General features: G+C 53.8%; 13 protein-coding genes. 7 read left to right on the forward strand and 6 right to left on the reverse strand.

Features of this window, described 5'->3' with window-relative positions:
• Window positions 1-2: 2 nt before the first annotated feature.
• Genes ACRZ9X_RS02135 through ACRZ9X_RS02155 form a run of 5 tightly spaced genes read right to left on the reverse strand, consistent with a single transcriptional unit; the run spans window position 3 to window position 4,794 of the window.
• Window positions 3-1,616, reverse strand: a complete 1,614-nt coding sequence (locus ACRZ9X_RS02135) for a type IV secretory system conjugative DNA transfer family protein (protein ID WP_480515708.1) — start codon at window positions 1,614-1,616, stop codon at window positions 3-5.
• Window positions 1,616-1,939: a hypothetical protein gene (locus tag ACRZ9X_RS02140; RefSeq protein ID WP_480515709.1), complete on the reverse strand. Its 324-nt coding sequence runs from the start codon at window positions 1,937-1,939 to the stop codon at window positions 1,616-1,618. Before ACRZ9X_RS02140 ends, ACRZ9X_RS02135 begins: the two co-directional genes overlap by 1 nt.
• On the reverse strand, window positions 1,936-3,045 hold the full coding sequence (locus ACRZ9X_RS02145; protein WP_480515710.1) for a trypsin-like serine peptidase: 1,110 nt from the start codon (window positions 3,043-3,045) through the stop codon (window positions 1,936-1,938). Before ACRZ9X_RS02145 ends, ACRZ9X_RS02140 begins: the two co-directional genes overlap by 4 nt.
• On the reverse strand, window positions 3,038-4,375 hold the full coding sequence (locus ACRZ9X_RS02150) for a hypothetical protein (RefSeq protein ID WP_480515711.1): 1,338 nt from the start codon (window positions 4,373-4,375) through the stop codon (window positions 3,038-3,040). The genes ACRZ9X_RS02145 and ACRZ9X_RS02150 overlap by 8 nt, the downstream gene beginning before the upstream one ends.
• Window positions 4,372-4,794 (reverse strand): hypothetical protein, encoded by a 423-nt coding sequence (locus ACRZ9X_RS02155; RefSeq protein ID WP_480515712.1) that lies wholly within the window; start codon window positions 4,792-4,794, stop codon window positions 4,372-4,374. Before ACRZ9X_RS02155 ends, ACRZ9X_RS02150 begins: the two co-directional genes overlap by 4 nt.
• 120 nt (window positions 4,795-4,914) lie before the next feature.
• On the opposite strand from ACRZ9X_RS02155, the gene ACRZ9X_RS02160 reads away from it, so the two are divergent.
• Complete coding sequence (locus ACRZ9X_RS02160) at window positions 4,915-5,358, forward strand: hypothetical protein (protein ID WP_480515713.1); 444 nt, start codon at window positions 4,915-4,917, stop codon at window positions 5,356-5,358.
• A gap of 3 nt (window positions 5,359-5,361) precedes the next feature.
• On the opposite strand, the gene ACRZ9X_RS02165 is transcribed toward ACRZ9X_RS02160, so the two are convergent.
• Complete coding sequence (locus tag ACRZ9X_RS02165; protein WP_480515714.1) at window positions 5,362-6,252, reverse strand: hypothetical protein; 891 nt, start codon at window positions 6,250-6,252, stop codon at window positions 5,362-5,364.
• Between the two features lie 116 nt (window positions 6,253-6,368).
• Here ACRZ9X_RS02165 and ACRZ9X_RS02170 point away from each other — a divergent pair, with 116 nt between their 5' ends.
• The 6 genes from ACRZ9X_RS02170 (at window position 6,369) to ACRZ9X_RS02195 (ending at window position 12,095) form a co-directional block, all read left to right on the forward strand.
• Entirely contained in the window at window positions 6,369-7,517 is a 1,149-nt protein-coding gene (locus ACRZ9X_RS02170) for a helix-turn-helix transcriptional regulator (protein ID WP_480515715.1), read from the forward strand.
• Window positions 7,518-7,664: 147 nt separating this feature from the next.
• Window positions 7,665-8,759 (forward strand): hypothetical protein, encoded by a 1,095-nt coding sequence (locus ACRZ9X_RS02175; RefSeq protein WP_480515716.1) that lies wholly within the window; start codon window positions 7,665-7,667, stop codon window positions 8,757-8,759.
• A gap of 45 nt (window positions 8,760-8,804) precedes the next feature.
• Window positions 8,805-9,152, forward strand: a complete 348-nt coding sequence (locus ACRZ9X_RS02180) for a hypothetical protein (protein ID WP_480515717.1) — start codon at window positions 8,805-8,807, stop codon at window positions 9,150-9,152.
• 142 nt (window positions 9,153-9,294) lie between these two features.
• On the forward strand, window positions 9,295-10,398 hold the full coding sequence (locus tag ACRZ9X_RS02185) for a hypothetical protein (protein WP_480515718.1): 1,104 nt from the start codon (window positions 9,295-9,297) through the stop codon (window positions 10,396-10,398).
• A 95-nt stretch (window positions 10,399-10,493) separates the two neighbouring features.
• On the forward strand, window positions 10,494-11,198 hold the full coding sequence (locus ACRZ9X_RS02190) for an SPOR domain-containing protein (RefSeq protein WP_480515719.1): 705 nt from the start codon (window positions 10,494-10,496) through the stop codon (window positions 11,196-11,198).
• A gap of 273 nt (window positions 11,199-11,471) precedes the next feature.
• Window positions 11,472-12,095: a hypothetical protein gene (locus ACRZ9X_RS02195; protein WP_480515720.1), complete on the forward strand. Its 624-nt coding sequence runs from the start codon at window positions 11,472-11,474 to the stop codon at window positions 12,093-12,095.
• Window positions 12,096-12,277 lie beyond the last annotated feature (182 nt).

A 12,277-nucleotide genomic window follows, 5' to 3' on the forward strand; every position in this document is an offset into this window, starting at 1 on the left:
GATCACATCTCCACCCGAGACCACATTCCGTGGCGGTACTGTGGAAGATGGGCGAAGCACGCATTGACAGGTTCGCGAATGACGCGGCGGGTGCGCTGGCCCCAACGGGTTTGCACGGTCACGCAATCGATCGGCGGAAAATATGGATTCGGGTGGTATAAACCGGCCAATTCGCGCGACAGCCAATACGGGCGGCGCTCAATCTCAATCGGGTAAGACACATCTTCGTGGAACAGGTAGGCGCGATCATTGCGCATATTCATGATCTCGTCGGGTGTCTGAAGATCGCGCCGCTGCTTGGTCTGATAGGTCTGTTCGAAGTTATGTTGAGACACAGCAAACGCGGCCTGCATTGGGTCACCACCACTAATCAGAGAGTGGAGCGCCTGATTGCGCGCATGCATCGCACGCTGCTGGGCCAATGTGTCGTCATAAGCCAGCGTCTGGGTGCCTAGCCGACGAGAGCAATCGAGACAGCTTTCCCAGTCACCCCGCAAGGCAAACATCAAGGTTGCGGCGCTGCTGGAAAGAATGAGCTCTTTGGCACCGGGGCCAAGACCCTTCATCTGTCCATTGGACTGGAATACCGCAACTGGCTGAATGCCTATGCCCGCGCCATATGTATACAGGCGCGCAACAAGCGGAAAGCCGGTCTCACCGCCCAACTGGCCGCATTCGTCCAGAAAGAACGTGATGCGCCGGGCAGACGGTGCACGGGATTTCAATAGCATCGCAGAGACAAAGGCCGATTTGATCACGGGTGCCCAGGCACCGACAAACTCCGCAGGCGGCATCAGATAGAGCTGCCATGCCTGCTCGCCTGAGATCAAATCCTCCATCTTCATAGTAAAAGGCGGCGAGACGGAGTCCATGAGGATCGGATCAGACAGGCAGGCAACCGAGCGCAACACTTCACCAAGGATGCCGCGAAAGCTGTTGGTGGAATCGTCCCTGGAATTGGCGATTTCGGCTTCGACGCTGCGGACCAGCGGGAAACGCGACCGCGACATGTGGAAAGCGAGATCGAGCCATTGATCGCCCCCGGTCGGGATCAGATTGATCGCTTCATAGAGTGCCGGGAAAGTCAGTTCGCCGGTCAGTTCGATCACCGCCAGACACATGGCCTCCAGATATTCCCGCCCGCGCCCGATGAAGTATTCAGAATCATTCGAACGGCCTCTGGCGATCATGTTCTCGCAGAAGACTTTGACATCCGAGACAAGCGTCGGGCTGTCCATGCGCATATGACCAAGGAAATTGATCTGGTCCTGCGGCAGACCGTGAAGATTGGCCGGGTTCCAATAGGCGAGGAACTTCCCGTCCTTTGTCTGGTCTTGGCTGACGTAAGCGCCTTCGCCTTTGAGATCGAGCATGATCAGTGATTGCAGGCATGTGCCGGACAGCAGGTTGCGGCACAGCACATCCCGGAATTTTCCAGCGCGAGCGCCCGCCGTGATCGTCAATCCGGCGGGGCCATGGAAATAGACCGGACGCCCGTCAAAGAAACCAAGAAAGATCGACATCGGCGTCTGATTGAAGAGGCCTGCGCCCTCCAGATGCTCGGTCTTTGCCCAGTCACTTGAGCCGAAACGGTTGGCAGAGTTATTCCCGCGCATCAGCGTTGCCCTCCGAAAAAGCGGTTGATGATCCACATGACAAGGGACACGAAGGCGATGCCGAGACCCATACGCACGGCAAAAAACACCAGCGGATAGGCCCCGAGTTTCAGCAGCCAGTAGACGAATGCTGCAGTTCCGCCATCGTATCTCGCGTGGATGGCGCGCAGGATGGTATTCTCCCACGCCGCCCAAGCATCCGGTGTCCAGAAGATCGCGGCATAGATGCCAACAAAGGTCGCCAGCCATTTGCCACTGGTGGCAATCAGCGGGTTCGCGGGTTTCCCGCCACCACCGCCACCCAATCCCATAAGCCAGTTCATTGTTGATCCTCCTTGGTTTGGTGTCTCATCTCATCCCAAGGCCCTAGCGGATCGTCGGTCGTGATGTGGGATGGGCGGGTTGCAGCGACCGCCGAAGCTGCAGGCAGTTCAATGAGATCAACAAACTGCGCCAGGTGTTTTGCAAATGCGCCTTCGATCCGGCTGTAGTTGTTATATTCGGTATCGGGGCGGTAGCTGTTGGCCACACCAAGGATGCTGTAGGTCGCGCCACCGTCTCGCGAGACGAGAAGCGGACCACCAGACCCACCGGGCACACCATCGCAACCCTCGGTGTTGATCACCGCCGTTGAGCCGTCGGGAACGTCTCCGGTGTCTTCCCGGCCTGTGGCTCGGCAGCGCACACCAAACACCGCAAAGCGCTCGAACTTGTTGGTACCCACATCACGATCCGCAAAAAGCGGATGACGCGCGTAGCGATCCAGATCGGCGAAACGATAGGCCCCCATGTTCAGAAGAATCTGGTCTTCGGCGTCGGCCAGGTCGTCCGGCGTCAACGCGACCGGAAGAACAGTCGCCGCTTCGCAGGCGGGTGTTGCGAGCTCGGCAATGGCATAATCCACGCCCAACCTTGCACGAGGGGCCAGACTACCAAGATGGATGGCTTTCAGGTCATAGGCCTGTCCGCAGGCTTTCAGATAGATGCGCCCATCTGACGGTGCCGGGGGCTTGTCGGTTGGCCCATAAGGCCCATCCCACTTTCCGCGCTCGGTAAAGAGATGGGCAGTCGTCAGGACAATATCGGGCGCAATCAACGCGCCTGTGCCGTGTCCCGCATGATCCCAGAAGACCGGCCCGATCCCGGTGAGCTTCTTGGGCAACCCACCATCGTCGAGACCAAAAACATGCGAAAGAAACGCAACCGGTGTCCGGTCATCCCGACCGGGTGCGGGGGCATAGGGTACATCGGTGCCCAAATCAGGCTTAGATGGCGGTGCGTCGGGGGTTTCAGGTGGTGCTGTGAAGGCATCGGTCAGCCACTCAGGCATGTCGACCTTGTCCATGACCGTGCTGATAAGCATCGCGCCACTCATCAGGGCGGCAATAGGCAACGGCCAATAGTTCACGAGTGTTTTTGCACTACGCATTGGAACCGCCTTTCGGGTCTTTTGGATCGAGCTTTTTCTTCGCCGGAAGCGCGGGTTTCGGCTTCGGTTTGTTTTTCGAGCCGATGGGGCGACCGCGCTTCTTCGCGCTTGAGCCGTCCTCAATGCCGGCTTTCGACTCGGCCATGCGCCGGAAAAATTCTTCGACGCGTCCAAAGTCTTCGAGCGTCACATAGTTCGGAACGACCCGTTCGGTTTCTTCGCGGCGTTTGGTCTTGTAGGCCTGATAGATGGCAACCCTGTACCCGACAGCTATCCAGCCGCATAAATCGAGCAACAGAGCGGCCATTGTCAGCGCTGGCAGACGCCAAGCGGTCTGTAACAGGCGTTCGGCAGTGCTCAGCGTCGACTGTGTGGGTAGCTCCGGCGAGAGCTCTGCGATGCGGTCTGCTTCAGCTTCAAGTTCGCGCGCATAAGTGCGCATGCCAGCACTGATCTCTGCGATGCGGGCTTGCGATTGCGCGTTAGCCCGACTTTGCGTCGGCACACCAGTTGCGATAACCGAAGCGGCGGCGCGGACAGCGCGTGCTGGATCAAGCGCCATAAGCGACCGCATTTCCGCAATCACTTTCGACGACAAAACCTTCAATCGGGCGTCTTGTTCGGCCCCAGACAGGCTATTGTCGGTCTGAGCGGCCCGAAGCGCGGTCAGCGCTTCTGTCATGCTGTTTATATGGCCGTTGGCGCGCGCCAGCAGATCATCAATCGTCTTCGCAGCCTGGCGGTATTTGGCGGCAGATGCGCCGAAGGAGTTGGACACTGATCCGCGCCCTGGCACGCCCGTCGGTCCTTGACCATTGATTTCTGCTTGCTCGAGCCGCGCGGCCTGGGCCGCGCGTTCGGCCAATGCCGCGCTGAGGATATTCAGCATATCGACATGTGAGGCGAACTCTTGCCCTGCGTTCTCAAGCCCATCGATTGAGCCAAGTTCGGCAAGGTTCCGGCTGACTTCACCCGCTGTCGCACTCAGGTTTGCAGTGACAGACACCCCTGCATAGGCAGAGAACCCGAGCGTAGCGACGAGCGCGTAGATCGAAAGGGAACGTCTGGTCTCATAGGTTGGGAGATCCCATGCCCCGCGCCACATGACGCGCGCAATTTGATACAGGCTAAACCCCATAAGCGCGCATAAGAGAAAGTCGTACAGATCCGGTGTTTGGAACTGGCTCAGCAATCCTGCCCCCGACAAGACGGCAGATATCATCGCCAACGCTCCAAGGGCTGGTTTTGCGGTCGCGTCATATTGCTTGCAGAGCGCGTAGATAGATGTGCTCGACAAGAACGGGCCACGATCTTCAGGTGACGGTTTCACTTGAGCCTCCTCTGGTTTGATTTGGGGAATTCGGGGTGGGATGGCTCGGATGTCGCGTCGCTCGGTGTTTCGGAGGCGGTGCCGGATCGTTGCCTGAACTCAGGGGGCCTCGAGGAAACGAGGATGCTGAGACAGATCAAGGCAGCGGCGAGCCACCCGGTCAGAGCAATGCGTTCTCCCGTGAAGGCCGCAACGGCAGTCAGTCCGAGTATCTGAACGCTTGCCGCAAGCGCGGTCGCACGCGCCAATCCGGTCTCGTCGATCAGCGCCAACCAGCCAACATTTGAAATGTTGTAGGCGATGACGCCTGCAACCAACCAAAGAGGTTCACGGGTAACCGCGAACTGCTTGAACGCGGCACCACCGCAGATCGAGCAGGCTGCGACGCCGCCGACCAGTATGAGGGACGACGGGATCATTTGCTTGCTACCAGCGTGTCAGCAGGATGCATCGGGGTCCTGCAATGACCGCAGATCAAAAGAGCGGAGGGTTTCGCCCAGGCGTTCAGGCCACATGCAGAGTTCGAGCACGTGAACTTGATGCGGTCACGCCTCCGCACCTTTGCTGTCGCGTTCGCAGGGTCTGCACCGTTGGAGCCGTCGCCACAATCGGACGAATTTGTTCGTACGATCCGATCCGCCCAACTGATCTGGAAACCGCTATCCAACAGTTCTTTGCAGGCCAAATCGAACAAGCCGTCTTTGATGATGAAATGGGTGACGCGATACACCGGCACGGATTTCGCTCAGTGGGATGAAAGCGCACAGAACAGCTATATCCAGACCTCGGTGACTATGGCGGGCGTAGTTCTGACACAGATCGCACCAGAGAAGTCCGCGTGCATAGATGGTTGGTATCTGGGAGGCGGGAAGAAGGCGGAGCGTGATTCACTTATCCGAAAAACCATCGCGCAATATGGAAGCTATCATCCCAGCGGAACCATTCTGGCGGTATTGCAAGAGGCGTGCGGCCCGCTGAACTGACGATCAGCCGCCGAGTTTCGGAACGCCAATGCTCTGCGAAGGTGTATCCGGCGTGGAGGCGGTCGTCTCAGGCATGTAGTCCTGCACGATCTGCGGCATCTTTGATTGAATGTCGTCTTCAATACTATCCAAACCTTCGAGCGAAGGCGGATCATCGGGGTCAGTGATCCTGTCTCGCGACGGGCCAAGGATATCGTTCTGATAGTGGGTCACATCATCCAATGCTGTCTGCAGGTCTTCGAGGCTTTGCTTCGTAGCTTGGACATCCTCGAAGCTGGGTTCGTTCCCCGACCAGATAATTGTGTCGACGAGATGATCGCCCACGACCGACCCGTCCTCGCGCCTGACAACACCATTCGCATCGCGGAACACCCGCGTGCCGTCCGGCAAACGCGCGGCCCGGCCCATCATGTCGTCCAATTCGGCCTGAGCGGCCATGATTTGAGCGTTCAATTGATCGATAGCGGTTTCGGTTGCGCGTTCCGCATCTGATAGCACCTGCAACACATGATCGTATTTGGCGTGGTAAATCGGGTCATTCAGCAGTTGCGCCAGTCGGGTCAAAGCCCGCTGTGCATCCCGTTCTTTCTTCTTGGCGGCCTCTGAGCCCGGCCCATCCCTCAAAAAGCGCGCTTGGCGCCCCGTTTCACGACCTGCGATTTCATTCTGAAGGTCGTCAAATTCTCGACGGTTAAGGCCTGCCAACTCTTTCTGGTCACGTGTTATTTCCACACCAATAGTGTACCAGAAAGCTTGCTCTGGGCGCAAATTCCACTGCTGTAGCGCTGCACGGTCATTCTTTAACAAGTTTACCTGGGTGATTTCTATCTGAAACAAAGTATGAACTTGCTCTATAATAAACCTCTGGTCACTTTCGAATGTTTGGTGACCCAATGTTTAGATAAAGTAGACTCGGGGCAAATCGTCCCAATAACTGCTACTGAAAGACGGGTACGAATTGTTGAGCTCTTTGTGATGCAAGTCGTTCAAGCAGGGAGGTTGTTGGCGACATGGACATGCGAGGCTATCGAGCTCTCGAGTTTATTTACGATACTGCTGTAAATCCAGGAGCTTGGCGGCGTGCACTGGACGCTACCGCCGCTGCCATTGAGGCTAAGGCCATCGCATTGGTTATCCGAGGCAAAAAGGCTGGATCAAAAGATTTGACAATGATGTCGAGTGTTTATTTGGATTTTTCTCGCACTCCAGCGGGCTGGTTCTACGGCGCTTGGCTGTCAAAGATGCAGAATCAGGATTGGGATTTTCTCCGGGCTCAACCGATGCATCAGCCGATCCCCGACTTAGAAATAGGGCTTTCGGCGGAAGCTCTGGACGCTCGAAGGGACTACGCGTTCCTCAGAAAAAGAACTGGTGTAGCCCGCCGTTTGGGAATACGCTTGAACAATGATGCCGTTTGGTTTGATGCCATGAGTATCGGCTTTGATCAAAAGGTGCTGGAAATCCCGCGTTTCGCGAGGGAAAGATCCTGTCTTCTTCTTCCACATCTTTCGAAAGCGTTGGAAATTGGTCGCGTTTTTGCACTTTTAAAAGCTCGCTACAAGGCAGCACTTACGGTGCTTGATCAAGTTCAGGCAGGCATCGCTATTGCGCTGCCGGATGGGCAGATCATAGTTAAGAATGCCGAGGCTGAGAGGATTTTTAACTTGAAGGACGGCATCTCGCTTTCTCGTGATGGAACAATCACAACCTATGACCCCAGTGTTACATCCAAGATTCAAGCCCACATCCTAGACGTCGGTAACACTGCGCAAGGTCAAGCAAATCGACATGAATCCTTGGTCACAATACAGCGGTACTCCGGTCTAACACCGTTCTTACTAGACATCGGGCCTATCAGTGATAGCAAAGCCGAGTTGGAGCAAGGACTGGATGGAGCCCTTGTGACTATTATTGACCCCGAACGTGTACCTTACCTTCGATTGGACAGGTTTTCCGAACTCTACGAACTGACCCAGGCAGAAACTGACGTATGCCGATGGATTGTTGATGGCGCAAGTATTGCAGAGATAGCAGATAGGCGCGGGACAAGCCCGACGACTGCAAAGAACCAGGTTTCTTCCGTCCTTTCAAAAGCAGGCGTAGGAAGTAGGCTAGAATTAATAAGGCTAGTTCTTCGCATTCTTCCACCTGTCGCCTGACTCAACCATTGAAAAGCCTGCTCGAAAAACTGCGTGTCATGATCCATTCGGATCATGAAATGGCACCCATAAATCTACATTATATTGATATTATGACGCGTTTCTCAGGGCCCACGATTTCCAAAGCCCCAGTTTGGGAGTGCAAAAGTGCAAAAACCGTTTTCAAAGATTTTTACTTCAGCGATGATTTCTTCGTTCGCCTGCTTTGCAAGCTTCGTTCCTACGTACGCGCGAAGCAGTTGTGCATCTGTATATGAAAATGCAGTGGCAAACGTTTCGACTTCCAGTCGAACGAAAACAGAACGTAGCTACGTTTTCAATCTGTACTGCCGGTCTTCAGGAAAAACCAAAGAGTGGGTATCTAGTGCTTCGGTATCCTTTCCGATTAAGGGCATACCGGTTTCCGCGTCCGGCGATGGCGACTTCACTCAAGCAGAACTAGATGAGTTCTGCGAAGTGGGATCTAAGAGAAACTACTCGTTTGGCGCGGAGTTCGGATTCAATCGAGATATCGCAGTCGATGCTCTAACTAGTTTCAATCAATGCGTAGCCCTAGAAAGAGAGAAAGGTTTAGTGCTGACACATCAAGCTGCGCCTCCTCGCTCCGTAGTCATTAGCGGTCAATTCAGGGCGCTAAACAATGACGGTACCCTTGATGGCGTTATCTACGACAACAAGCTCATTACTTGTTCTAGTGGCAATTTCAGCGAAGACGGTTCATCAGAGGTTCTTCATGGCTCAATGGCGCGCTCAATTGGAACCTTTCAGTTTACGATCAATTGTGAACGAAAGCCTGAAAGCCATGAGGATGGCGAGTACTATCCAAAGGCTACTGTTCAGATCTCAACTTCGTTTGGCACCTATACAGTTGCGATGCCTTCAGACAAGTTGTTTGGGTTTCAGACAGCTTCAGCGGCCGAAGCGGCGAACGCTGAAATGGTCGCGCAACAGGCAGCCGTGGAGGCCCTACTTTCTGACGCTCAAAAAAGTCGTGCGCTCTACAAGAATCGCTATGACGGCACCAAAATTTTTAGGGTTGTGCGAGGAGAAGTTAAGCCAAAGACCGCAGACTTTTGGGAAACATGCACCAGAAAAGGTGGAGCAGAGTTTACTGAGGCATGGATGAGATCTCAATGCTCATCCAAGGACCTGACATTTCATAGCTGGAAGAAGATGGGTGACAAAGCCGGTGGCTATTGTGGGTACGGCTTTTATGCGCTCGTCTGTTCTGGCCGGCCATAGGTGAACTTTCGAAAATCAAACTAGTTGATCTGCGAGGTGCTTGACATGAAAAGTCATACTATTTGGTGGTTTCTATCGTTCGCGTTCATTGCTGGTAACTCAATCGCTCAAACCGAAAAAACTGTAGTTCCGTTCATTGACGGCATGACAATCGCAACGGAAGATGTGTCGGCCACGGTTGAAATTAGAGCGCGTTCTATCGGCCCTGGATTTTGCGCAACTAGATACGTTGCAGGAACTCATGTGGTAGATATCTTTGCCCCTGTCACGAATTGGAGCGATTGGCGCGAGCTTACCGCTCACTTCGGCTCGGTGAATCTCTCTATTAGTAGTGTTGTTATTTGCTCGACGGGGGCGGTAGCGGAGGTGCGCTACTATCCGTTTAAAAACTGAGATTTTCGTAAGTCTGCATAGTTAACCAAGATAATCCGGTAGAAATAATTAGTGATTATTTTCAAATAGTTAAGGAAGTGTGACAAATCGATAGCAGCAGTTGTGAGGCTAACCAAGATTGAAACCAATGTTAGGTGACAAAATGAAAAATCCGCTGATAATATTTTCGTTTATTTCCGCCTTTTCTGGCGTTGCTATGTCTCCCGCGTTCGGTCAGGATCGCCCAACGGTAGATTGCGAAGCAGTATTGACCTCCAATGTACTTGATCGAACGGAAGTTACACAGGGCATCAATATCATTACGCGCCTTCGCGAAGACATTTGTTCGAGGCAGTTTGAATCTGCTTCTGCAGCCCGCGAGTATGCGCGCAGCGGTGGCGTGACATTTGGCGTAGACAGTCTTTTTGACTTCGGAGTTAGCGATGCAAAAGATCGCACTGCAACGAACTATACTGTCTCAGAATCGCGATTTTGTTCGATGTCGACGCGCGATCTTACCAACGAAAGCAACCTGAGCTTCACAGATGTCGTTGGGCAGTTTGCCCTCAGAGCCTTCGAGAGTTGCGTCAAAACAACCAATCAAGGCGGTCTTTGGATATCCTATGACGTTAGAGAACAGGAAGGGATACTGACGGCTTCGATTTTTAGGAGATTGATCGGGGTTCAACCGGCTGACTTGGAACTCAACGAGGTGGAAATTGTGGTGAGTGGTGAGGAGACAAATGTTGAGTGCCGACTACCAGGGGATGTAATAGCCACGTCAAACTTTGATGTGTTTGACGTACCTATTGAAGTCGCTGGGACTGTATCTAGGATTTCTTGTACTAAGACGGGCCCTGGTGGTGCGGCGATAATTGTTAGAACCTCATCTGGTGACCTCCAACCGCTAAAAATGCTCTCAGAAAAAGAAATAGAAGACAGAGACGCTGATTTCGAACAAACCGAGATCAACCTCGTCGCGGATCGCGTTGAAGAATTGGAGAACTGGCTGCCAAGCTTGAAGCTAACAAGCCGTGTAGTCCGAAGCGATTTGCCGGGCGCTCGAACCCCGCAGACAGTAACATGCGCGCAGGACGAGCGGGTGACAGCGTGCAATTCGTATGTTTCGCCTGGCGGATCACTAGTCTGCGGAACCGGCATCACTGACGATGGTCAGAGTTGTCACTCTTCCGGTTGCGTTCTTCCAGAAGGACAATCCGGTTACGTGCTACAAGCAGTTTGCACGCGTGTACAGATTGATAGATGAAATTCGACTCCGACTTGCGATCCAATGCACATATACTAACAAGGCAACAGTCTGTTGAATTTAGTAAGAATTGGTTTGCGGGTAGGAGAGTGCGAATGGCTGAGGAAACGAAGACTCGTTTAGAAATCTGGAGCTTACGTTTCGACCTACTGGTGAAAACTGCGATTTTTCTTCTGATCATTGTTTTGATCTTTTTTCCTGGAAAGATTCTCTCTTCACTTAACAGCGGCGATGTCAAAGTGAGCGACGTCGAGATTTTTGGTGTAAAGATTAAGATCGACAGCGCTGCTGGCGCTCAGCTTACAGAACTGCGTCAAAGGCTTGAAAATACGCTGGATGAAGCGGGGACACTGCGCCTAAACGCTGAAAACTTAGGGGTGCTTCTCGCTTGCTCGACGAAACAAAACTGTAGCGCAAGTCAAAAGATAGAAATTTCGAGCCTCGTTGGTGCACCAATCAAACCGGCTGAGGTTGGTACTGCTCTATCGGAATTGCAACAAGCAGTAATTTCGTCCGACCGCACTGAAGAAGCGTGGATCATAGTCGTCGGGGCAGACAAGACAATTGGAAGCGCCGAACACGAACTGTCGAAGCTGACGGATGGTGGGTTTGAGGGTCAGATTGTGCGTCGTGGATCCTGGTACAGAACAATTGCCCGCTTTCCCGACAGTAAATCCGCGAAGGCCGCCGAGCAAAAGGTCCGTACTATCATGAATCGAGACGTATACGTGCTGCCCTTCTCAGGCTGGTGCAAGTCCCCAAGTGGTGGCGAGGAAAACCTGGTTGTCTGCCAAGTATAAGAACGCTCGACGGCAAAACTAGTCAACTGGTAGTCCAATCTGGCCATGTGCTGCCCGAAAGAAATTCTGCGGCGTTACCGATCAAACTGGTATTCGCAGTGCCGATCGCGTAGCACATTCCCTCTTGGACGCAGCAACACGGTAGGAGATCTTTTAGAAATAGCTGGAGGATTACCTTGGCATCGACATTGACGCACAGCATCTCGCAACGGCAAAGGCACGGCTGGCAGGTGTTGCCCGGTTCCAAGCCCAAACAGATGCGAGGGCAGCGGCATGACCAGCGATGCCGACCAACTCGGGTTTGATGCGCTCTTGCAGAACGCCGACAAGGATAACGCAGAGCGGGCTTTTGATCGAGAGACCGCCCATCTCCCAAGTGACTGGGAAGCGGCACTGGCCTACCATCGCAACCAGATTTCCGACCATCACACCGCCATGTTGAGCAAAGACTTTGACGTGGCGATGACACTCCGCAAAGATGCTCATTTGCTTGCCCGGAAACTCAACGGCGGCAAACCGGGGATCCTCGCCAGCGACGATGCGCCGGGATGTAAGCTGGACGCCCAGGCGCGTGCAGCGGAAAGAGACATACCATTGTGGGGGCAGAGCGGCACTTTCGAAGTTATCGCCGCTGGTCTGACCGCGCGTGTTGAGATGGGTGGCATGTTTGGCATTGGCGCAACCGCGATGCCGTATCTTGGATTCTCTATGCGCGCCGAAGACACCCAAAAGCCGTTTCTGAGCTCGACGGGCTACCGCAGCTTTCTGGGGGTGTCCGTTCCTCCGGAAATCGGCATGACACCAGAGAGATTTGTGCAACGTGTTATTGAGGCATATGTCGAGCAGGAGTTACATGGCAAGCTGGTGGAGATTGATCCTGATTACTACAAGCGATAGCCCCGGAAAAATCGCGCGGACAGCCCTCACGGTCTGTCCGCGTTTTCTTCGCGGCTGGTGCCAAGTGACGAGTTTCGTCTTCTCAGGGTAGTTTATCGATGGACGAACGAATGATCCGTGGTAGCGTCATCAGCGGAATATGATTGGTAACAAAAAACATAGACGAAAATGCTCATTTCAGA

Source organism: Ruegeria sp. AL1 (assembly GCF_056540905.1).